This is a genomic window from Rouxiella sp. T17 (assembly GCF_036663475.1).
In the GTDB taxonomy this organism is placed as follows: Bacteria; Pseudomonadota; Gammaproteobacteria; order Enterobacterales; family Enterobacteriaceae; genus Rouxiella.
In genome coordinates, this window is sequence record NZ_JAWUEA010000042.1 from 198,673 (window position 1) to 221,605 (window position 22,933).

The 22,933-nt window shown below is 52.8% G+C and carries 20 protein-coding genes; 7 read left to right on the forward strand and 13 right to left on the reverse strand.

The features are described from left to right. The first annotated feature begins 448 nt into the window (after positions 1-448). Together SC206_RS21515 and SC206_RS21520 are read left to right on the forward strand one after the other, a co-directional pair. Positions 449-1,198 (forward strand): MipA/OmpV family protein, encoded by a 750-nt coding sequence (locus SC206_RS21515; protein ID WP_332740678.1) that lies wholly within the window; start codon positions 449-451, stop codon positions 1,196-1,198. A 246-nt stretch (positions 1,199-1,444) separates the two neighbouring features. Further along, positions 1,445-2,299, forward strand: a complete 855-nt coding sequence (locus SC206_RS21520) for an aldo/keto reductase (RefSeq protein ID WP_332740888.1) — start codon at positions 1,445-1,447, stop codon at positions 2,297-2,299. A 99-nt stretch (positions 2,300-2,398) separates the two neighbouring features. Here SC206_RS21520 and SC206_RS21525 read toward each other — a convergent pair whose 3' ends face one another. Together SC206_RS21525 and gapA are read right to left on the reverse strand one after the other, a co-directional pair. Then, a complete protein-coding gene (locus tag SC206_RS21525) occupies positions 2,399-3,274 on the reverse strand; it encodes a D-hexose-6-phosphate mutarotase (protein ID WP_332740680.1) in 876 nt (291 codons plus the stop codon). Between the two features lie 175 nt (positions 3,275-3,449). Further along, positions 3,450-4,448: a glyceraldehyde-3-phosphate dehydrogenase gene (gene gapA / locus SC206_RS21530; RefSeq protein ID WP_332740682.1), complete on the reverse strand. Its 999-nt coding sequence runs from the start codon at positions 4,446-4,448 to the stop codon at positions 3,450-3,452. Between the two features lie 346 nt (positions 4,449-4,794). On the opposite strand from gapA, the gene msrB reads away from it, so the two are divergent. After that, positions 4,795-5,208: a peptide-methionine (R)-S-oxide reductase MsrB gene (msrB, locus tag SC206_RS21535; protein WP_332740684.1), complete on the forward strand. Its 414-nt coding sequence runs from the start codon at positions 4,795-4,797 to the stop codon at positions 5,206-5,208. Positions 5,209-5,412: 204 nt separating this feature from the next. Further along, positions 5,413-5,688 (forward strand): YeaC family protein, encoded by a 276-nt coding sequence (locus SC206_RS21540; RefSeq protein WP_332740686.1) that lies wholly within the window; start codon positions 5,413-5,415, stop codon positions 5,686-5,688. Between the two features lie 1,062 nt (positions 5,689-6,750). On the opposite strand, the gene SC206_RS21545 is transcribed toward SC206_RS21540, so the two are convergent. The 8 genes from SC206_RS21545 to sppA form a co-directional block, all read right to left on the reverse strand. Beyond that, positions 6,751-8,145 carry an efflux transporter outer membrane subunit gene (locus SC206_RS21545; protein WP_332740688.1) on the reverse strand — a complete coding sequence of 465 codons (1,395 nt, stop codon included), beginning with the start codon at positions 8,143-8,145 and terminating at the stop codon, positions 6,751-6,753. Further along, complete coding sequence (locus SC206_RS21550) at positions 8,142-10,136, reverse strand: ABC transporter permease (RefSeq protein ID WP_332740689.1); 1,995 nt, start codon at positions 10,134-10,136, stop codon at positions 8,142-8,144. The genes SC206_RS21545 and SC206_RS21550 overlap by 4 nt, the downstream gene beginning before the upstream one ends. After that, positions 10,133-11,260, reverse strand: coding sequence for a macrolide transporter subunit MacA (gene macA / locus SC206_RS21555; RefSeq protein WP_332740690.1), 1,128 nt, complete (start codon positions 11,258-11,260; stop codon positions 10,133-10,135). Before macA ends, SC206_RS21550 begins: the two co-directional genes overlap by 4 nt. Positions 11,261-11,380: 120 nt before the next feature. Next, a complete protein-coding gene (locus tag SC206_RS21560; protein ID WP_332740691.1) occupies positions 11,381-11,626 on the reverse strand; it encodes a hypothetical protein in 246 nt (81 codons plus the stop codon). A 528-nt stretch (positions 11,627-12,154) separates the two neighbouring features. After that, complete coding sequence (gene map, locus SC206_RS21565) at positions 12,155-12,940, reverse strand: type I methionyl aminopeptidase (protein ID WP_332740693.1); 786 nt, start codon at positions 12,938-12,940, stop codon at positions 12,155-12,157. Positions 12,941-13,071: 131 nt separating this feature from the next. Beyond that, the gene (gene pncA / locus SC206_RS21570) at positions 13,072-13,719 is read right to left on the reverse strand and encodes a bifunctional nicotinamidase/pyrazinamidase (protein WP_332740695.1); all 648 of its coding nucleotides are present in this window, start codon (positions 13,717-13,719) and stop codon (positions 13,072-13,074) included. Between the two features lie 41 nt (positions 13,720-13,760). After that, the gene (gene ansA / locus SC206_RS21575; RefSeq protein WP_332740697.1) at positions 13,761-14,771 is read right to left on the reverse strand and encodes an asparaginase; all 1,011 of its coding nucleotides are present in this window, start codon (positions 14,769-14,771) and stop codon (positions 13,761-13,763) included. Between the two features lie 152 nt (positions 14,772-14,923). Continuing rightward, the gene (gene sppA / locus SC206_RS21580) at positions 14,924-16,783 is read right to left on the reverse strand and encodes a signal peptide peptidase SppA (RefSeq protein WP_332740698.1); all 1,860 of its coding nucleotides are present in this window, start codon (positions 16,781-16,783) and stop codon (positions 14,924-14,926) included. Between the two features lie 164 nt (positions 16,784-16,947). Here sppA and SC206_RS21585 point away from each other — a divergent pair, with 164 nt between their 5' ends. The 3 genes from SC206_RS21585 to SC206_RS21595 are packed head-to-tail and all read left to right on the forward strand — an operon-like array spanning position 16,948 to position 19,073. Continuing rightward, the gene (locus tag SC206_RS21585; RefSeq protein WP_332740699.1) at positions 16,948-17,499 is read left to right on the forward strand and encodes an NAD(P)H nitroreductase; all 552 of its coding nucleotides are present in this window, start codon (positions 16,948-16,950) and stop codon (positions 17,497-17,499) included. A 1-nt stretch (position 17,500) separates the two neighbouring features. After that, on the forward strand, positions 17,501-18,085 hold the full coding sequence (locus SC206_RS21590) for a nucleotidyltransferase family protein (RefSeq protein ID WP_332740700.1): 585 nt from the start codon (positions 17,501-17,503) through the stop codon (positions 18,083-18,085). Then, entirely contained in the window at positions 18,069-19,073 is a 1,005-nt protein-coding gene (locus tag SC206_RS21595) for an XdhC family protein (RefSeq protein ID WP_332740702.1), read from the forward strand. The genes SC206_RS21590 and SC206_RS21595 overlap by 17 nt, the downstream gene beginning before the upstream one ends. Here the strand turns inward: SC206_RS21595 and SC206_RS21600 are convergent. Genes SC206_RS21600 through SC206_RS21610 form a run of 3 tightly spaced genes read right to left on the reverse strand, consistent with a single transcriptional unit; the run spans position 19,066 to position 22,825 of the window. Continuing rightward, a complete protein-coding gene (locus SC206_RS21600) occupies positions 19,066-21,345 on the reverse strand; it encodes a xanthine dehydrogenase family protein molybdopterin-binding subunit (RefSeq protein ID WP_332740704.1) in 2,280 nt (759 codons plus the stop codon). The two genes, SC206_RS21595 and SC206_RS21600, sit on opposite strands and share 8 nt — an antisense overlap. After that, positions 21,342-22,340, reverse strand: a complete 999-nt coding sequence (locus SC206_RS21605) for an FAD binding domain-containing protein (RefSeq protein ID WP_332740706.1) — start codon at positions 22,338-22,340, stop codon at positions 21,342-21,344. Before SC206_RS21605 ends, SC206_RS21600 begins: the two co-directional genes overlap by 4 nt. Further along, the gene (locus tag SC206_RS21610) at positions 22,337-22,825 is read right to left on the reverse strand and encodes a (2Fe-2S)-binding protein (protein ID WP_332740708.1); all 489 of its coding nucleotides are present in this window, start codon (positions 22,823-22,825) and stop codon (positions 22,337-22,339) included. Before SC206_RS21610 ends, SC206_RS21605 begins: the two co-directional genes overlap by 4 nt. Positions 22,826-22,933 lie beyond the last annotated feature (108 nt).

Consider the following 22,933-nt stretch of genomic DNA (forward strand, 5'->3'; position numbering starts at 1 on the left):
ATCTTTCTCCTACAGTTATCGGCCAGATACTGATGACTGTTCAGTACGGCCTTGCGCCTGTAGAAGATGTGCAACCCTTATGCCAACTTGATATCACTCGTGGAGCCGCTCGTAGAACAAATAAGCGTCATAATGATTATGCTAAGCAACACGAGCAGGATGCAACCAGTTGTTTTTTTCTCCTATTTATAAGCGTAGTTTGACCTTTGAAAAATTTCCTCCGTTAAATTATCGTTTTGTAAGCCATATCAATGACTCAGTTAACGTAATGTGATCTGCAGCCCTTGTGGGACGTGGGATACAGCCGGGCTAAGTTATTTTTAGTCATATTTAATTCATAAAACGCATATAAATTATCCGGTTGCTTTAGGATTTTGTGCGCTAACCCTGACGCTACCTCGTGTTTCCATTACACTAACCTCGATTTTACCATTTACGGATTTTATCGATGAAAACTTATTATTTTAAAGCTCTACCTTTGGTGGCCGTTGTTGCGATGTCTTGTCAGTCTGTTCACGCCAGCACTTTCTCTCTGGGCGCGGCGGCGTTGGGCAGCACCAACCTGTATAAAGGCTATGGCAACAACTTTTACCCGATTCCAGTGGTGGACTATGACGGCGATAATTTTTACTTCCACTCGCTGGTGGCCGGTTATTATTTATGGAAGGACCAGCAAAACCAGCTCAGCCTGATTGCCGGCTATAACCCGTTTGGCTTCCGACCAAAAGATACCGACGACGAGCAGCTGAAACGTCTGGACAAGCGTCGGGGTACGTTGATGGCGGGCGTTGCTTACAATCACAATGCCGAGTGGGGCACCATCCGCACCACCTTTACCGGCGATACGCTGGATTACAGCAACGGTTTGGTGGGTGATGTAGCTTACCTTTACGCCTTTAAAGCCGACAAATGGGCCGTGGTTCCTGGCGTAGGTGTGATGTGGAACAGCGCAAATCAAAACAAATACTATTATGGTGTAAGTGGCAACGAATCGCGTCGCAGCGGCCTGCAAAGCTACAAACCGGGCGACAGCTTCAACCCTTATTTCGAGCTTTCCGCCAAATACAGCTTCGCGCCACAGTGGCAGGCCTTCTTCACCGGGCGTTATATTCGACTGGCTGACGAAGTTAAAGATAGCCCAATGGTAGACAAATCTTATACCGGTGTCGTAATGACCGGCATAACCTATAGCTTCTAATTAAGCGACTTTTAACGCGCTGCCACTTTTTGGTGCGTTAGATGAATGATAATGGGGCATTAGGCCCCATTTGCACATCTGGGGTGCGGTGCTCACCGGTTTTTACGTGTCACTGAAAAGTTAAGGACGTGCCTGAGAAATGAGATTTGCATCACATAATAAGCCGAGTTGTCTCACAGCTACATTAAATCGATAGACAAACGCTGCGCAGATAGCCGCTATAAGTAACCTCGACAGGAGCAAATGATGAACGCGAAGACCGTGTTATTTCCCGATGGGATACGAGTTCCCGCAGTCGGACAGGGTACCTGGTTTATGGGTGAGAAAGAGTCAGAGTTTCGTTCGGAAGTCAGCGCGTTACAGCTGGGTATCGATCTTGGCATGACGCTTATCGATACTGCCGAGATGTATGCCGATGGCGGTGCCGAACGTGTGGTGGGAGAAGCCATTTCCGGACGCCGCGATCAGGTTTATCTCGTGTCGAAGGTGTACCCGCAAAACGCAGGTGGGGAGAAAGCGATAGCGGCCTGCGAGCAAAGTTTGCAGCGACTGAAAACCGAAACGCTTGATCTCTATCTGTTGCACTGGCGTGGATCGATAAAGCTCGAAGAAACCGTTCGCGCGATGGAAGCTTTGCAGCAGGCAGGTAAAATCCGTCGCTGGGGAGTGTCTAATCTGGACACGCCAGACATGAACGAGCTGTGGAACGTACCCGGCGGAGAGCATTGCCAAACCAATCAGGTGCTTTATCACGCGGCGTCGCGCGGTATCGAATATGAATTATTGCCCTGGTGTCGCGAGCATGAAATTCCGGTAATGGCTTATTGCCCGCTGGCGCAGGCCGGAAATCTGCGCCACGAGGTGCTGCATCATCCGGTCATGCAACAACTAGCGCGGGTGAGAAACGTCAGCAGCGCGCAAATTGCGTTGGCATGGGTTACGCGTTTCGATAATGTCATTGCCATTCCGAAAGCCGTGCAGCCCGGACACGTTCATGATAACGCCGGCGCGCTGACCTTAAGCTTGAATCCTGAAGAGATTGCGCTGATTGATCAGGCTTTTCCGACGCCTTCAATTAAAATGCCGCTCGACATCGTTTAGCGTGTAAATGACATATTAAAAATATAAAAAGGGACAGCATGCTGTCCCATTTTCGTTTGAACGTCACTGTCGACTTTCACTTTTGAACGTCACCACAAATCAGGCGTCTTTCTGAACGCCAAAAGTAATCGCCAAACGCGCTGGCGCATTTTCGGTGCTGATTTGCGAATGAGTAACGGCAGCCGTTTCTACACAGACCATCGTTTTATAGCCTTCATCGGCCATATCTTTCATCGATGCCGAATTGGCTGGCCCCGGATTCCAGCTCACCACGTCGCTATTACCGTGATGCTTAACGAAAATCGTGCGGTTTAACGCGGGATCGACAATCAGGCTTTCTGCTTCCGGTTCAATAAAGATGCGATCGGTTTCGCCAACGAAAGTCAGTGGGCCATTTAGCACGGCCTTTTCGCCATTTAATACTTTATCGATATAGGATTGACCCAAACCTTCAACGCTGACGGTATTGATGTCACCGATATCGAAATAGGCGTGCAGCGCGCTGGTGGTTTCGAAATCGCCGTGTGATTCAAGCTCGATAGTACATTGCTCGCCAAAAGTGAAATGCGCGTGCAGCGTAAAGGCGTGTGGCCAATGCTTGCGCGTTTCCGCGCTGTCTTTCAGGGTAAGAGTGAGCTGAACTTTCTCGTCATCTTCACTTTGCGCCGTCAACTGCCATGGCAAATTACGCGCGAAACCGTGCGAAGGTTTTCCGGCGGGACCAAACCACGGCCAGCAGATCGGCACACCGCCGCGAATAGCAACACCGTGTTGAAAAGCCGTCTCGCTGCTTAACCAAATCACCGGCTTTTGACCCGTCGGCTGCCACGATAAAAGATGCGCGCCCTGAAGCGTGATAGCGGCCTGACCCTGCGGATGGGTGATAACCAATACCGGTAGATCGGCAATCTGACACTGACTTACGGCAGGGGAAAGCTGTTTTTGGACGGGGAGCGTAAAGAATTGATCGATCATGATAACGTCCTATGCAAAGTTGTAGAAACCAGGACAGGGGAGCTGACAGTCATTAATCCAACAACTATTTAGCCAAAAAGGATGAGTGGCAAAATAGAAAAGGGCGACTTTCGTCGCCCTCTGTCAGTTCACATATCGCTTGCCAGAGTTTCATTCGAAACCGTGGCGCAGACGCTTATTTGTTAGCGATATGGGAAATCAGGTCCAGAACTTTATTTGAGTAGCCAGTTTCGTTGTCGTACCAGGAAACCAGTTTCACAAAGTTGTCGTTCAGGGCGATACCGGCTTTCGCATCGAAAACGGAAGTCAGTTTTTCGCCGTTGAAATCGGTAGAAACTACTTCATCTTCAGTGTAGCCCAGAATGCCTTTCAGTTCGTTTTCTGAAGCACGTTTCATTTCTGCACAAATTTCTTTGTAAGAAGCTGATTTTTCCAGACGTGCAGTCAGGTCAACAACAGAAACGTTAGGCGTTGGAACACGGAAAGCCATACCGGTCAATTTACCGTTCAGCGCAGGAATAACTTTACCTACTGCTTTAGCTGCACCGGTAGAAGAAGGGATGATGTTCTGGGATGCGCCGCGGCCACCGCGCCAGTCTTTGTGAGACGGGCCATCAACAGTTTTCTGGGTTGCAGTCGTTGCGTGAACAGTGGTCATCAACGCTTCAACGATACCGAACTTGTCGTTCAGTACTTTAGCCAGCGGAGCCAGGCAGTTGGTGGTACAAGAGGCGTTGGAAACGATCTCCTGGCCATCGTAGGACTCGTGGTTAACGCCCATAACGAACATTGGGGTGTCATCTTTAGATGGGCCCGTCAGAACGACTTTCTTGGCGCCAGCTTCGATGTGTTTACGCGCGGTTTCGTCGGTCAGGAAGATACCGGTAGCTTCGGCTACAACGTCAACGTTAACTTCGTTCCATTTCAGGTTAGCTGGGTCACGCTCAGCGGTAACACGGATGGTTTTACCGTTAACAACCAGATGACCGTCTTTAACTTCAACGGTACCGTCGAAGCGGCCGTGAGTTGAGTCATACTTCAGCATGTAAGCCATATAGTCAGCGTCTAACAGGTCGTTGATTGCAACGATTTCAACGTCAGAACGTTCCTGCGCAGCACGGAAAACGATACGGCCGATACGGCCAAAACCGTTGATACCTACTTTGATAGTCATATATTCCACCAGCTATTTTTCAGTGAATAAAAGGTTGGTTGTAAAATTACAAAAACCTTGGTGAGCGTCAAGCGGAATCGTGTCAATTGTTGCGGTAGGTCAAACCTTTCCACCACGATCGTTCGCTTATTGTACGTTCCGTTTCCTAATCAGCTGTTACGCATATTGGGGTGTAATACCGAGTATTAAACACCGCCAGATCAAATATGTGATCGCAGTCACACATGTTTTTGCGGCCGCACCAATGGCATAGAGTTTAAGCCAAAAGCGCCTGACGCGTTGTTACTTTTTTGTTATTATTAGCAGTTATATTAGTTGATTTTTTTACGCGATGAGAGCGGCAACTATGAGCAATGAATTCAAAGATACTCCAGAAAATCCACAACTTACTGATATTCAAAAATATGTAACGCAAGAGCGCGGCACCGAGCGGCCTTACTCTGGCAAGCTGTTGCATAACAAACGTGACGGTATTTATCACTGTTTGGTCTGTAATGCGCCGTTGTTCTATTCAACGACTAAATACGATTCTGGCTGCGGCTGGCCGAGCTTCTATGAGCCGGTAACTCACGACGCTATCAAATACTTAACGGATAATACGCACGGAATGGAGCGGGTAGAAATCCGCTGTTCCAACTGCGATGCGCACCTGGGTCACGTTTTCCCCGACGGCCCGGAGCCTACCGGCGATCGTTATTGCGTCAACTCTGCCTCCATGAGCTTTATTGATGGCGAAAACGGCGACAAAACCGCAGGATAATTAGCGCATTCCGATTACGGAAAACCGTCTGTTTGTGGCGAAAATGCAATACAACGGTTCTCCGTTACCGCGCTTGTAGTTTGGCAATAAATTTTGCAAAAATTGTGAGAGATAAGTCTACAAAATCGATTCAGCCAATTATTCAATCGATAAGAATAATTTGCTTATTTTGTTGGTGGCGTAGCGGGCAGAGGAGCTAAAAAATTGGAAATACATGAATTGGTCGATGTAATGACACCAGAAATTTACCAACGATTGGCGCAGGCCGTAGAGTTGGGGAAATGGCCGGACGGCGTTCGCCTGACCGAGCAGCAAAAAGAGCACAGTTTACAGGTAGTGATGTTGTATCAAGCGCGACATAACGTTGAGGCCGAGCATATGACTATTGGGGTAGATGGTCAGATTGTGACTAAGTCGAAGCAGGAGCTTAAACAGCAGTTTATGAAAGATCATCAAATAAAGTTTGAGCAGAAAAATTAATAAACTGTTTTGTATTAAGATTTGAAAATCTTAAGGCAAACTTTTAGGTTCAAGTTCAAGTTCAAGTTCAAGTTTTACTTCTAAAGTCTAAAGCATGCGCTTCGCTTACTGCGCGGCGGCGCAGACCGCCTCAAGGATGTTCCTAAGCGAACACCCTTGAGAATCCCGCGCTTTTTTTCCACAGCTGGAACTTGAGGACTAAAAGGTTAGATCTTTCCAGAAGCTTCCGCGCGTGGCGTGGGTCGCGGTGCTTCGCACTCCCGTCACTTCGTTCAGAAGCCAAAAACGTCTTCTTCACCTCCGTTCCGCGCCGCCCTGAAGCCGCCAATCACAGCACTTAGGGCAAAGGCGGTATTTCTTAGGCGGTCAAAAGCCGATCCCTCAAACAATAAAATTTAGGTTGAAGGAGCGGTCCTTGACCGCGGAAAAGTTACCGCTTTTTCTGTTTAGGCTGTGTTTGGCGGGATCAGGGCGGCGCTGAGTGGAGTGATTTGAGACGTATTTGGCTCAAATCCGGAATGAAGGGACGGCGAAGCCGCCAATCACAGCACTTAGGGCAAGGGCGGTATCTCTTAGGCGGTCAAAAGCCGATCCCTCAAACAATAAAATTTAGGTTGAAGGATCGGTCCTTGACCGCCCAAGAGTTACCGCCCTTGCTTTGATATCTGAACTTGGCGGGATCAGGGCGGCGCTGAGTGGAGTGATTTGAGACGTTTTTGGCTCAAATCCGGAATGAAGGGACGGCGAAGCCGCGCGACCTACGCCACACACTGTGGCTTCTGGAAAGATCTCACTTTTTCAGCTCTCAAGTTACAGCTGTGGAAAAAAAGCTTGGGATTCACAAGGGGCGAGCGATTGCGACCCTTGTGGCGGTATGGGCCGCCGCCCATTGAGCAAAGCGAATGCAGTTGAACTTGAAAGTTTGCTATTAGATTTCCAAATCAAAACCCGACTGCGCCTCTTTAGGCGGTCTGCGCCGCCGCGCAGTAAGCGAAGCGCATGCAGTTGAACTTGAACTTGAACTTGAACTTAAAAAAAATTTTAAAATTAAAATCTGAAATTTTATTTTCCTCCTCCTTTTAAGGAGCGATAAAGCGCTAAAACATTCCTTCTACGCTCAAGCACGTTTTGCTCGAACCCAATTTCTGCTCCGCGAAAAGCACTTTTCGCCTCCAGCCACGGCTGAATATCCGTACTGCCTTGCTGCCAGCGAATAAACGTCAGGTTTACTACCTCCCGTGATAACGACAACGCCTGCCGTCGCTGTTCAGCCTGCTCGGCGAGTCGGTCTCTGGCCGACAAGGCTTTCTCCACGTCTTTTAACGCGGAGTAGAGCGTATTGATAAAACTCACTTTATTGGCTTCGTAAACTAAATAGGCGCTTTGACGGCTAAAACGCGTAGTGTTGAATTGTATGAAAGGTAGCGCCAGCGTGGCACTCAGCGCGCCAATGGGATCACGGAAATATTGCGTTAATGTCGGGCTCAGGGTGCCGTAACTGGCTGTTAGGTTAAACGAGGGATAAAAGCTCAAACGCACGGCGTCGGCCTCGGCAAGGCTGGCACGCAGTCTCAATTCGGCTGCTTGAACGTCTGCGCGATTGGCAAGGATATCGGCTGGAATGCCTGCCTGAACTTGGGGTAATGGGCTTTCCGGCAGAGTCTGTAATTCATCAAAAGCCTGTTGCGGCGCGTTGCCCATGATTAAGTTGAAAGCAAGACGCGCCTCGGTCAGATTCTGCTCCGCCTGTGACAGCATGATTTCCCGCTCGGCTAATGCGCGCTGCGCAAACACACTGTCACCTGCACCGATCGCTCCGGCGGTAAAACGAGTTTGCGTTAACTCCACAATTTGCTGGGCATCATTTACATCGGCACGCGCATGGCTTTTTATAAGATTAAGGAAACCAATCTGCCAGCGCGCCTCGGCCACCGCAGAGCAAATTGCCAACCGAATAGCACGGGTGTCACTCTCGCTGGCGCTGGCCTCAAGGTCGGCAGCTTCGCGCACGGCGGCGTCTTTCCCCCAAATATCCAATGGCAAGCCTGCCGAAAATGCCGCGCTGGCCGAGCGTAAAGAATGAGATTTCAGCCCGCCTGGATGGTAAAAAGGCCGTGATACGCCCGCACTTAGAGATAGCGAGGTCGACGGCCAGCGGGAAAGTCCGGCTAGAGAGGCTTGTATTCGCGCCAGTCGGGCCTGTAGCTCGCCCAGTTTTACCTGAGCATTTTGCCTCAGCGCCAGATTTATGAGAGTAGGCAAAGCCGGATCGCCAAAAGATTGCCAAAAATCCTCATCATTGGCGAAAAAATGACTCTTACTGGCGGCTGGTGTGATTTTCGTATCTTGGTACAACCAGGCTGCGGGCAGCGGCGGTTTTTCGGGAGGAGGCGTTCTAAAAGTCTGGCAACCACTCAATGTAAGAACGAAAATCATGGCTGTTAATTTGATTTTCATTCGCGAGTCAACGCCTCGGCGGGGTCAAGTCGCGCCGCTCGCCAAGCCGGTAACCAGCCAGAGATTATTCCGACCGCCACGGCGCAACAGGTTGCCATCAATAGTGATTCCAGCGAATAGACTAATTGCCAGCTTTGCACAAAAAGCGAAAATAGGCCGCCCATTGTGAGTGACAACGTCACGCCTATAGCTGCACCAATCATGCAGAGCAGCACGGCTTCGGTCAGAAATTGCCATTGAATATCACGCGGGCGCGCGCCGACGGCCAAGCGAATACCCGTTTCGCGGGTTCGCTCTGTCACGGAAACCAGCATAATATTCATCACGCCAATTCCGCCCACCAGTAACGATACCAGCGCAATCAGCGACAAAAAAACCGTTAGCGCGAAGCTGGTTTTTTCAATGGAGCTGATAAACGCCGAACTGTCTTGCAGATAAAAATCCTGTCGGCCGTGAAGACGGGTGAGCAGCGTTTGCAGGGCAATGCGCGCACGCGGGGTCTGCACCTCGTCTTGCAGCGTTATGGCAATCGAATTAAACCAGTCTTGCCCGAGCAGGCGACTGTTGGCGGTACTCCAAGGTAACCACAAATTGAATATATTGGCCGGCAGCGCGGAGGTGTTTCGCATCACGCCAACTACGCGGCAGGGCAAATTGCCGACCAATATAGTTTGGCCGATAGGGTTCTGTTGCCTCCGAAACAGCTTTTTCAGCAGATTTTCATCAATGACCACCACGGCGGCGTGCTGTTCAATATCCCGCGCTAACAGGCTGCGTCCTTGAACCGCTTTTAACGAAACGGTGTCGAGATAATCCGCCCCGACGCCGTTAACGTTGACGGCGGTATCCGCGCGTTGCCAGCGTACGCGAAGGTTCAGGTTTACCTGCGGCGAAAGGGTGCGGATCCACGGCTGCGCGGCCAGCAGTGTCAAATCCCTTTCCCGCAGCGATCGCACGCCCGCCGTGTCGTCATCGCCTAAACCTTTGCCCGCATATAACGTAATCACGTTGCCGCCGAGGGAAGAGAGCGTTTTCATTACATACTGTTTTGCCCCTTCACCGGCGGCATTGAGCGTCACAACCGAAACGATGCCAATCACAATGCCGAGCAATGTCAGGCTGGAACGTAATCGATGCGCGCTGAGCGTTCGCCAGGCGCTGATTAGCACATCGAAAATGCTTTCACAACGATGATGCCACCTTCGCGGCTCGGTGGAGGGGCAAGGCAGGGGCGCGAGCGTTAACACGGCTTTCGAATTTACATGACGATAAATAACCTCTTTATCAACAAAATGGCTATCCGAAACCATGCGCCCATCGACCAGTTGAACGACTCGCTCGGCATATCGCGCCACCTCGGGATCGTGAGTAATTACAATCACCGTGTGGCCCTGCCGATGTAATTTTTGCAGCAGCTGCATCACGGCTTTGCCCGTCTGGCTGTCCAAGGCACCCGTCGGCTCGTCGGCGAGAATAATATTTGCGCCGTTTATTAATGCGCGCGCAATACTGACCCGCTGCTGCTGGCCGCCCGAGAGGCGCGAGACCTCACGATTTTCGAATCCACGCAGGCCAAGCTCATTCAAAAGCCGTTGAGCCTTTTCACGACGTGCCGCTCTTGTCCAATGGGCATAACGCGCGGGCATGGCAACGTTTTCGATCACAGTTAAAGCGGGTATCAAATGATAACGCTGAAACACGAAACCGAATTTCTCCCTGCGTAATCTCGCCCGCTCTTCTACAGAACATTGCTTTACCGCCACTCCTTTAACCCAATAGTGTCCGCTGGACGGATTATCCAGACAGCCAAGAATATTCATCAGCGTGGATTTTCCAGAGCCGGAAGGCCCCATAATCGCCACCATTTCTCCTGAGTTAATGGCAAGATTAATGTCGTGCAAAACTTCTACCTCACCGCTCTCTAAGCTAAAGCGGCGTGAAACGGCAGTCAGGCGAATAATCGGCTGTGCGTTTTTAATATTGATCATCATGCTTCGCCTGTCGCCAGCACGTTAGGCAGCACAACGCTCTCGCCGTCTTGCAGTCCGCGCGCGATCTCAATGTGTATGCCGTCATCAATGCCGGTCAATATTGTGCGCGTCTCGTTTTTGCCGGCGGCATTCACCACCAAAATTTGATACTGATTGGCCGACAGTGCGCGTCCCAAGGCAGTGATAGGCACTGCGAGCACCTCTACCGCGCGATTAAGTACAATGCTGACCTGAGCCGTCATATCGGGGCGTAAATCGCCTTTTGGGTTGTCGACATCAAACAGCGCGTTGAAAAACACGGCGTTATTGACCTTTTCGGGCGCTGGCTCGACGGTATTAATGGTGCTGCAATAGCGTTTATCGGCCGCGCCCAGCGTAGTGAAACAGACCGGCTGGCCGGGGCTAATCCGTGCAAAATCTGCCTCGGGGATCTGCGCTTTTACCGTCATGGTGTTGAGATCGGCAATTTGCAGGATGACGGGAATTTGATAGGAGGCGACCACCGTTTGCCCGGCCTGCGTACTGACTGACAGCACGGTGCCGCTCACGGGCGCGATAATTTGGGTGTAACCAAGATTGGTTTTCGCCGTCTCGACGCGAATTTGCTGCTGATGGATTTGCGCATTCATTGAGGCAAGCTGCGCTTTTTGCACCTGCCATTCTGCCTGCGCGCTTTCAACGTCCTGTTGAGCAGAGGCGTGTTGGGTGAACATTTGCTGCTGGCGTTTCAGCATTAATAAGGATCGCGTGAGCTGTGCCTCGTTGGCTTTTTTCTGCGCCAACAGGCTATTAAGCGCCACTTCGGCATCTCTAAGGGCATTTTGCGACAGCGCGGGATCTATCTCGCCGAGCAGCTGACCTTGCGTCACAAAATCACCGGGATTCACTTTTAACGAGGTTAATTGTCCTGAAGCCTGTGAACCCACGTCAACGCGCATAATTGGCTGTAATATTCCACTGGCTAACACTGTTTGCTCCAGCGTTTGTCGCGTGACCTTGATTGTTGATTGGACAGGAACTGAATTATTTAAAAAGCGCCAACTCGCTATTGAAAATAGCAGGAGGAGGAGAAGCAAGAGGGCGAAAAAAACTTTTATATTTCGGCGGTTAAACAAAGGGAACATTAAATAAATTGCCTAGTTGCTAATATTGTTCTTATGAATGTAATTAAGAGCATTACTATTAAAATATGTATGAGTTAATCGATAATTAAATACCCCTTCTGCGAACAGAAGGGGTCAAGGTTATTTAACGCAAGCAAGAACTTGTTGAATAGTTGTTCCAGCAGGTAATTTACCCAAAATTTCTATAATTTGTGCAGAGGTCAGATCACTCACAGGAACCCCCGCAGGAACCAGGCCGCCCAGAATCGAACACAGCCCCGGAACAGGCAGTGGCGGCAGCGGCAACAGGTCTGCGTTGGCGGTTGAACTCATACCCATCGCACCTAACAGGCCCAATGCAGCGACAAACGTTTTTAATTTATTCATAGTAACTTTCCTTAATCCTTAATGGAAAAACCATAGATGAGATAAATAATAAGGCGATGAAAGTGGGTCACTTTCCCACGGTCATTAACAGCGTTCATTTCAAAAGCAACTATCCTAACAATGAGTTTCTGATATGCGCATTCAGTTCCCCCCCACCAAAATTAACGTTGCATTTAACTTTGGTGGAATAAACTTAGCCGAAAGCGATCTGATTTATTAGCGGAAATAACGCTGAGTTGTATTAATTATGACAGGGCGCATATTTTGGATGAGTAGCGATGTAAAAAATGCGCACTTTCATTCGTTATATAAAGATTAATAAAATGAACAATATAAAATATTTATAACTACTAAAGTGTAGGCGTAATCAAAAGCACAATATCAAGAGTGTAAAGTAAGCACTAAAAATTAATCGGGAGGAATTGGTGAGTAAAATTACGCAGACTGTAAAAAAAATCCCCTCGCTATCTAACTAGGCGAGGGGATTTTTTTGAGAGCAGGGCCGAGCAGACGAGCAGAAACCGCGACTTAGATTTCTTCGTATTCGCCCGTGCCTTCTGGCCACGGCGTTAACAGGTCATAGCCGGTTTCAGTCACGGCGATGGTATGTTCCCACTGCGCCGACAGCGAACGGTCTCTGGTCACAACGGTCCAGCCATCGGACAGCACACTGGTGGCCGCTTTACCGGCGTTAATCATCGGTTCGATAGTGAAAATCATGCCCGCTTCCAGCACGCGTCCTTCACCCGCCTGACCGTAGTGCAGCACCTGTGGTGAGGCGTGATACTCTTCGCCGACGCCATGCCCGCAATATTCGCGCACCACGGAGAAGCCGTTGCTTTCGGCAACGTGTTGAATCGCCGCGCCGACATCACCCAGCGTCGCGCCCGGACGCACGGTTTTAATCCCCGCCACCATCGACTGATACGTGACTTCAACCAGACGCTGCGCGCGAATCGACGGCTTGCCGACGTAATACATGCGGCTAGTGTCGCCATACCAACCGTCTTGAATGATTGCCACGTCGATGTTCACGATGTCGCCGTCTTTCAGCTTTTTATCCGCCGGAATGCCGTGACAAACCACGTGATTTACCGAGGTGCAAGAGGTTTTGGTGTAGCCGTGATAGCCGATATTAGCCGGTATCACTTTGAGTTCGTTGACAATATAGTCGTGACACAGCTGGTCGATTTCGTTGGTAGTCACGCCAACTTTAACGTAAGGCTTAATGAATTCCAGCACTTTGGCGGCCGTATTGCCCGCGAGGCGCGCCTTCTCGATTTCCTGCTGGTTATGGATCTTTACTGAGCTCATAAATAGTCGACTTCTTTTGGTGAGGAGACGAGCCGCGTTAATCCGCGCAGCCCGTTTCAAATTTCTTTATAGAGTAGGAGGCAGAACAAGACGTAGAGACAACGTCAGTCTCTGCGCCTGAACAGCTTAAATCATAGAGTAAATTGCAGCGAACTGACCACTTGAGCAAGCGTTTGAATCTCCGCGCCCGCCTGTTGCATCTGTTCGATCGCCTGCTGGCTATCTTCGGGCTGCATATTCACGCCTCGGCAGCCATCGGCGAGCAGCATCACCTGATAACCCAATGCCAGCGCGTCGAGTACGGAAAATTTGACGCAGTAATCGGTCGCGAGACCCATCACTATCAGATGCGAAATCTGCTGCTGTTTGAGCCAGTCATGCAACGGCGTAGCGGCGCGTTTACCGTTATCAAAGAAAGCGCTATAGCTGTCTATCGCCGGATCTTCTCCTTTATAAACCGTAAAATCGATGGCGGCGGAGTTTAATTCGGGATGAAACGCGGCGCCGGGCTGGTGCTGCACGCAGTGAACCGGCCACCAAACCTGTGGCAGTCCGTCAAGCTCGCCCGTCGTCCAGACTTCCGCTGCCGAATTCACCGCGAAACTGCGGTGATCGGCGGGGTGCCAATCCTGCGAAGCCACCACCGGAATATTGGCATGACGACAGGCCGCAATGGCAAGATTAGCGATGTTAATCGTCGCGTCTCCTTGCGCTACGGCTAACGCGCCGCCTTCACAGAAATCATTTTGCAGGTCGATCAGTAACAGCGCACGTTTCATGTCGTCTCCCATTTCATCCCCTTAAGTCTCTCAAAAATCGATTAAACGGTTAACTCTCCGCGCAAATCTTGCTGCATCTGCTCGCGAATTTCAGCAGCAGAAAGCGGCTGGCTGAGGAGATAATGCAGCTTGGTCAGCGTCGCTTCGACGGTCATGTCAAAGCCGCTAATTACACCTGCGTGCGCCAGCGCGTTACCGGTTGCGTAGCCGCCCATGTTGACCTTGCCCGAAATACACTGCGTCAGGTTAATCACCACGATGCCGCGATCGGAGGCTTCTTTCAGCTCTTTTAACAGGTCACCTTTTTGCGGCGCATTACCCACGCCGTAAGAACGCAGAATCAGCGCTTTTACCGGCTGTTGCAGGAAGTTACGCACGACCTCGGCAGAAATCCCCGGATAAATTGTCACTACGCCAATCGGTTGCGGCGTAATGTTATGCACGCGTAGCGGACCGCTGGTGGCCGGAATGGAAGGCGTAGAGAGGCGGCGAATGTGAATACCTGCCTCCAGCAGCGGTGCCATATTTGGCGAAGCAAAAGCGTCGAAACCGTCAGCGTGGGCCTTGGTGCTGCGGTTACCACGATAGAGGCGGTTGTTGAAGAACAGCGTAACTTCGTTCACCGGATGATTCGCGGCGATATAGAGCGAATTCAGCAGGTTGATTTGGCCGTCGGAGCGCAGCGCCTCTAAGGGAATCTGCGATCCGGTTACAATTACGGGCTTGTCGAGGTTTTCGAGCATAAACGACAGCGCCGAGGCGGTGAACGCCATGGTGTCGGTGCCGTGCAGAATCACGAAACCGTCGTACTGATCGTAATGTGCCTGAATATCGTTGGCGATATGCTGCCAGTCTTCCGGCGTCATGTCGGAGGAGTCCATCAACGGCGCGTATTCCTGAATGTGGAAATCAGGCATTTCGGGACGATGGAACTCGGGCATCAGGGCCAACTGGCGCTGTAGGTGGCCGGAAACAGGAATATAACCCTGCTCTGAACGCTGCATGCCGATGGTACCGCCGGTGTAGGCAACATAAATCGATTTTTTAGTCATGTGCAAAAGTCTTTTTTAATCAGCCAGACAGGCCAGGTGGGGGCGATTATAAAGCGACTGCGGCCGGAATAAAAATTTGAATGAGGGAGAATAAAAAAATGGCCCCGTTACGGAGCCATTTTATGCGGGTCTTTTCAGCAATTAGCGCAAGATTACTTCACTTGGCCGCAGGTCAGACAGAGCGCGTAGCGATTTTGCGGATCGTTTAGATTGTTGAACAAATCCGCCTGCGAGCTCATTTTCAATGCGACATCGGCCATTGGCGCAGGCAGATAAGCCTGAGCCACGGCGGGCAGCATCGCATGAACAGACGCATTCATCTGCGAGAACACCATATCAGTCAGGCTCGGCTGATCGACATACCAGTTCAGCTGCCAGTTTGGCAGTTTCGCCAGCTCGGCGGCTTTTTTCACCGCGTCGTCGAAATCGCCCAGCTGATCGACCAAACCGTTGTTCTTCGCATCCGTACCAATCCACACGTGGCCCTGCGCAATCTCGTCGATTTGCTCAGGCGTTTTATGACGTGCGTTGGCGACCAATCCGAGGAAGGTTTTATAGCCATTCTCGATGTTCAGTTGCATCATCTGCGAGAACTCGACGGGAAGCGCCTTGGTGGTGGCAATGTCTGCCAGAGGCGAGGTCGCCACGCCGTCAGTGTGTACGCCGTACTGGCCGAGCGTATCCTGATAGGTATTGATTACCCCGAAGATGCCGATCGAGCCGGTAAGGGTGCTCGGGCTAGCAATAATGTAGTTCGCTGGCGTTGAAATCCAGTAACCGCCTGACGCTGCCATGCCGCCCATTGACACCACAATCGGCTTGCCTGCTGCCTTGGCGGCCGCGAGCTCGGAGCGGATCACTTCAGAGGCGCTGACGCTGCCGCCCGGGCTGTTAACGCGGAAGACGATAGCTTTCACCTTCGGATCCAGACGCGCTTCACGGATTTGCTCGGCGGTAGTATCGCCACCGACATCGCCCGGCTGGCCTTCACCGTCAACAATCGCGCCGTTGGCAAAGATAACCGCAATCTGCGACGAACTGTTGTTTGGCTTGGCTTTCGGCGAATAGTCTTCAATAGTGGTGAAATTGAAGTCTTTTTTCTGCTTGTCATAGCCAAAGGCTTTGATCATCGCCTGATCGGCATCACCGCGCGACGCCAGCTCATCCACCAGCTTGTTTTTCAACGCGTATTCCGCCGTATCGCCGCCGACCTGCTGCAAGCCGCTCAACACGCCCGCCGCGCCCGGGAACAGCTGTTCCGGCGTGAGCTGACGGTTGGCCGACACGGTATTAAGGTAATTACTCCACAATCCGTTAACCCAGCGACCGTCGGCATCACGCGCCGCCGGTGACATATCGTCACGCATCAACGGTTCAACCGCCGACTTGTAGGTGCCGACGCGGAAGATATTCGTGGTGACCTTCAGCTTGTCGAGCAGAGTTTTGTAGTACAGCGTGTTGGTCGCAAAACCGTGCAAATCTACCGTGCCCATCGGCGACAGATAGATCTTGTTGGCAAAGCTCGCCAGATAATATTGCGACTGGTCATAGCTATCGCCCACGGCAAAAATCGGTTTGCCCGCATCGCGGAATTCGCGCAGCGCCTTGCCGATATATTGCAGCGAAGCCTGATCGGTCCCGGTGAAATCGGTCAGCGACAGCACCATGCCGGTGACATTGCTGTCATCCTTGGCGGCGCGAATTGTGTCGACCAAATCAAACAGCGAGGTCTCCTGAAGGCGATTGCTCGAGGTGCCCAGCAGCTCGCGGCCCAGTTGGCGAACGCGATTATTGACCGTCGGCTTATCGACCACCGATCCGCTCAAATCGACCAGCAGCGCGCCTTTGGTCGGCATGGTGTCGGCAGGTTTGGATTGCAGCTCATAATAAATCCCCACGCCAACCAGAATGATCAGCACGAGGAAAAGGTTGAGAATAAATTCCCTTACAAAATTAAGCAGACGCCAGGTCCACTTAAAAAAACCGGCGATGATTCGCCACAGTATGCGCATGTTGTCTCCATCAAGAGCGACTTGTGCAGCTATCCTAATGACCTGCCCGAAAAAAGTCAGCTTTAAATCATGTCAGAATTTGGCAAAGCGCCCGAGCGGGTTGGTCATACCCGCGCGGCGTATGCTAACGTTAAAGCTATACGTACATAATAAGGAGAGAAAAAATGGATGCTCTGGACCTGCTGTTAAATCGCCGCTCCGCCTCACGCCTTGCCGCGCCTGCGCCTTCGGGTGAAGCGCTGCAAAATATTATCAACGCCGGTATGCGCGCTCCAGACCATGGCGCACTTCAGCCGTGGCGTTTCGTGATTGTTGAAAACGATGGCCTGATTCGTTTTAGCAATTTACTGAAAAATGCCGCCGAGAAAGACGGGCTGGATGAGAAGGCCATAGAAAAAGCCACGCAGGCGCCCATGCGCGCGCCGCAAATCATTACAGTCGTCGCCGACTGCAAAGAGAGCGCCAAAGTTCCGCAGTGGGAGCAGGTGGTTTCGGCGGGCTGCGCCGTTCACGCGATGCAGATGGCCGCGCAGGCGCAAGGTTTCAACGGCATTTGGCGCACTGGTCCGTGGACCGATCACGCTGCCGTGCGTGAAGCTTTCGGCTGCCAGGAAAAAGACAGCATTGTTGGCTTCCTCTATCTCGGCACGCCGCAGCTGAAATCGAACACCCACGTTATTCCGGCCGACAGCGCCGCCTTCGTCAGCTATTTCTAAGATGGGCATTCTGCTGATGGCAGCAGGTCAGGGGCAGCGTTATCGCGCGCAGGCTCCTGACGTTTTTAAGCTCGACGTGCCGTTAAATAGCGGCACGTCGGTGTTTGAAAGCACGCTGGAGAGCTGCTTGCGCACGGGTCTGGCGGTGTTTGTCATCACCCGACCCGAGCACCTTGAAGTAATTGAAACTTGCAGGCGGCGCGGCGTCGGCTACAGTTGTCATCAGACGGCCACGCTGGCCGAGTCCATTGTGGCGGGCGTCAAGGCCCGTCCAGACTGGAGTCGTTGGCTAATACATCTGGCCGATATGCCGCGCGTCGAGAGCAGCACGTTTTTAACACTCAACGATTTGCTGACCGATCACGCAATGGCGCGACCGGTTTATCACTCCGCGCCGGGTCATCCAGTCGGGTTCGCCAAAAGTATGTACGCCGCGCTGCTGGCTCTGCCGCCGGGCGAGGGCGCAAGGCCGCTGTTACGCCGTCATGACTGCTATTTTCTGGAAACTGATGACGACGGTGTCATTCAAGATATCGATACCCCTGAGGATCTCGACAAGGTGAACGCGCATGCAAAGCTTGGATAAGCAGGTGATTGCTCAGGCAAACGAGTGGATTAAACAGCACACCCTTTGGCTATGTACCGTGCTCAGCACCTTTGGCTCGTCGCCGCGATCGCCGGGCACCATGATGGTGATTAACGACGCGGGGCAATGCTGCGGTTCGCTGTCGGGTGGCTGTGTCGAAGAAGATTTTTTGGAACGCATCGCGCTTGGACAGTTTGCCGCCGACAGTCAGCGGGTGATTTATGGCGAAGCGGGCCTTACGCCCAATAAAACGCTGCCGTGCGGCGGCTCGATTGTGATTCTGATTGAACGTCTACAGCCCAACGCCGAAAGCGCGGCCTATCTTGCGCGCATGCAGTCGGCGCTGGCGGGCGCCATTACCCTGCGTAAACGATTGGTGTTGCCGCTGCCGTGTTATCTGCTCGAAGAGTGCGATTACGCCAGCAGCACGATAGTTGAGGATGACGAACAAACCATTACCATCACGCTGGCGGCCGCGCCACAGCTGGTGATCGCGGGGCTGTCAGAAGTGGCGGTTTACTGCGCCGACTTCGCCGCCGCGCTGGGTTTTAACACTATTGTTTGCGAAACCCGCGCTGAAATGCTGCAAAATTTTCGCCATCGTTTGCCCTCAACGGTGCAGCTCGAAGAGGTGTTTCCGGCAAAATGGCTGGAGCAGCACGGGCAGCATCAGTGCAGCGCCGTGGTGGCGTTGACCCATGACCCGCGAATGGATGATTTGACCTTGATGGAGGCGGTGTTGACGCCCGCGTTTTATATTGGCGCGATGGGCTCGCAGCGCACCAGCGATCGTCGTTTTGAACGTTTGAAAAGCATTGCCGGATTGACTGACGATGAGTTACAGCGCATTCACGCGCCGATTGGCCTACCGATTGGCAGTAAAACGCCAGCCGAAATTGCGCTGGCGGTGATGTCTGATGTGGTAAAAACCAAGAATCAGGCGCTGTCACGGCAAACGGGCGTCCTTGCCCCTTTAGCTATCAAATAAGTTTATCCATGGTGATCGGCAGATCGCGAACGCGCTTGCCGGTGGCGTGGAATACGGCGTTGCTGAATGCCGCCGCTACGCCCACAATTCCCAGCTCGCCGACCGCCTTGCCGCCTAATCCGGTGGCTTTATAGTCCGGTTCGCCCACGTCAATCGTAGTGATTTCCGGCACGTCCGCGTTAATCGCCACCATGTAATCGGCGAGATTATTGTTGATTACTCGCCCATTGCGCGGATCGACCATGCCTTCTTCCATCAACGCCTGACCCAAGCCCATGATCATGCCGCCGATCCACTGGCTGCGCGCCAATTTCGGGTTGTAAAGTCTGCCGCTGTCAAACGCGCCGACCATCCGGCTGACGCGCACGGTGCCGAAATCTTCATCGACGCGAACCTCGATAAACTGCGCGCTCCAGCTGTGGGCCGACACGTCGCGTGCGGTAGCACCTTCGGCATCTTCCATCGCGCTGACAATGTTTTTGCGATCTTCGGGCGACGTGCCGTCTTTGAAGGTGCTGGCATCGACCTGCAATTCATTGAGTCCGGCCAACTCAATAAGCTTGGTTAAGGAAATTGCGCGAGCAGAATCGGTAACCGAACTGACCTTGCCGTCGATTAGTATCAGCGTCGACGGTTGAAGGTTTTGCAACGGCGAGCCGGCCTGCATCGCGGCCAGCGTCACCAAACGTTCGCGCATTTGCAGCGCCGCTTTATTAGTGACGGTAGTCAGATTGCCCGCCAGCTGCGAACCGCCCGCCACGCCGGCCAGCGGGAAACGAGTATCGCCCAGCTGAACCTTGACCAGCGAAGACGGAATTTGCAGCACCTCGGCAACAGTTTGCGCCAAAATAGTGTAGGTGCCGGTCCCCAAATCGACGCCGCCGCTTTGCAGCAGGAACGTGCCATCTTTCTGCAACGTCAGCCGCGCCTCGGCTGGCATGCGGCTCACCGGATAAGTGCCTGCCGCCATGCCCCAGCCGATCAGCTGGTGGCCGTCGCGCATCGAACGCGGCGTGGCGGAACGTTTGTCCCAGCCAAAGGCTTTGGCCCCTTCTGCGTAAGCTTCTTTCAGCCGACGCGTGCTCCACGGCAGCTCGGATTTATAGTCGTGATCGGCCCAGTTACGCAGCCGCAACTCCAGCGGGTCGATGCCAAGCTCGTAGGCCATTTCATCTATCGCCACTTCCAGCCCGAAGGTGCTCGGATTTTCGCCCGGCGCGCGCATCCAGCCTGGCGTTACCGTATTGATCGGCACCACGCTGTGCTTTGAGGTGACATTCGGAATGGCGTACATAATCGCTGTGACTTTATTACAGGCCTCGGCGAACGAATCTTTCAACGACGTTTCACTCATCCCTTCGTGAATGATGGCGTTGATTTGGCCGTCGTGATTGGCCCCCATTTCCAGCGTTTGCGAGGTAGCAGGGCGGCCACCAAAACCGGTAAAGGTCTGTGGACGCGTCAGCACCACCTTGACGGGGCGTTTCAGCTCGCGCGACGCCACGCTCGCCAGCGCAACGTGAGTATAAGGCACCGGCTTGGAGCCAAATCCGCCGCCGACGTAAGGCGAGATAATGCGCACGTTTTCACGCGGCAGGTCGAACCATTCGGACACCACCGTCTGCGAACCCGACACCCACTGGCTCGGCTCCCACAGCGTCAACTCATCACCTTTCCAGTCGGCGATACAGGCGTGCAGCTCCATCGGCATGTTGTATTCGCGCGGCGTGGTGTAGGTATGTTTGATGCGCACCGCCGAGGCCTGCATCGCTTTCTCGGCATCGCCCATCGCAATATCGCTGCTTTCAACCTGCTTTGGCTTGGCCTGCGGATCGGTTTGGAACAGAATCGCGGGCGTTTCGGCATACTCGATATTGACTAACGCCGCAGCGGCCGTGGCCTGCTCAAAGGTCTCGGCGATGGCGATACCAATATTCTGCCCGTTGTGCAGAATTTCGCTGTTTTGTAGCGGCACGTAGGTCGTTTGCGCCGCGCCGCCGTCGGCAATCGGCGTTGGAGTGTTTATCTTCAGGCCGCTTTCATGGGTGTAAATCGCCAGCACGCCGGGCAGTTTGGCGGCTTCGGTGGTATCCATTTTGGTGATTTGACCACTGGAAATGGTCGATTGAATCACCACGCCGTAAAGCATGCCATCAAGCTCCTGCTCCACGGCGTAGCTGGCGGTGCCGGTGATTTTCAGCTCGCCGTCGATACGACTTTTGCCGCTGCCGAGGGCCTGATAATCAGTTTTCGGGTTTAAGGTCTCGCTCATGACACTTCTCCTGCGGCCATCACGGCGCGGGTGATGACGCGCGGCGCCAAGATGATTTTAAAACGGTTATCGTGCTGCGGTTTCGCGTCGTTTTCTACCAGCTGGGCGGCCTGCGCGATAAGTTGCTCATCGAAACGCTGACCAATCAATGCATGTTCGACGGCGCGAGCACGCCACGGCTTGGTCGCTACGCCGCCTAGAGCGATGCGAATATCCTCAATGACGCCGTCAATCACATTAACACCGACCGCTGCGCTGGCCGCGGCAAACTCGTAGGACGCACGATCGCGCACCTTCAAATAAGTTGAATGTGCCAGCACGTTTAATGACGAGGCCGGAATGTCGATCGCGGTAATAATCTCGTCGGCGGCAATATTGTGCTCGAGATGCGGCGTGTCGCCGGGCAGCAGGAAAAATTCGTCGACATGCACTCGACGCTCGTCGCCAGCGGCATTGGTCAGTACGATGTCGGCGTCAAATGCCGTGAGCGCGACGGCAAAATCGCCGGGATAGGTGGCGATGCAGCTGTCGCTGGTGCCCAGAATGGCGTGATTGCGGTTAATGCCGCCGATCGCCGCGCAGCCCGATCCCGGATTGCGTTTATTGCAGGCCGAGAAGGTTTCCGGGTCGCGAAAATAGGTGCAGCGCGTGCGCTGACGCAAATTACCGCCGAGCGTCGCCATGTTACGAATTTGCGAAGAGGCGGCCTGCGTGAGACTGCCCCAAATTGCCGGAGCCAGCTGTTCACACTGCGGATGGTCGGCCAGCTGGCTCATCTTCACCAGCGCGCCAATCTTGATGCCGTCATCGGTGAATTCAATCTGATCCAGCTTGGGTAAATCGAGAATACTCACCAGCGAAGAGGGGGTAAAAACGCCGCATTTCATCAGGTCGAGCTGCGTGGTGCCGCCCGCCAGCAGGTTTGCACCCGCCTGACTGTTCAGCTGCGCCGCATCCGTAGACGACGCGGCCTGTCGAAAGATAAGTTCGTTCATACTTTCTCCTTCTGCACGGTTTTGGCGGCCTGTTTCACGGCGTCGACGATGTGGGGATACGCGCCACAGCGGCAGATATTGCCGCTCATGTATTCACGAATTTCGTCGTCGCTGTTGGCGTGGCCTTCGCGAATGCAGGCCACGGCTGACATAATCTGGCCCGGCGTGCAGTAGCCGCACTGGAAAGCGTCACAGTCGAGAAACGCCTGCTGCACGGCATGAAGTTCGCCGCTTGGCTCGACAAGCCCTTCAATCGTGGTGATATTTTTACCGTTGGCCTGCGCGGCGAGGGTCAGGCAGCTCAGCACGCTTTTGCCTTCGATAAGCACGGTACAGGCACCGCACTGGCCCTGATCGCAGCCTTTTTTGGTGCCCGGCAGCGCCAGATGTTCGCGCAGCAAGTCGAGAAGCGTGGTGCGCGAGTCGACGGAGACCGACCGCTGGGTTCCGTTGATGCTAAAACTCAATGGCAGATTGTTAGACATAATTTTTTCCAGTATTGACAGTGATGTAAACGTCATGGGTGATTGATGCAAAAAAGAACGCAAGCAAAACGAAACTCTTTATGTGCTGCTTTTGATTGAGTTTTCGGT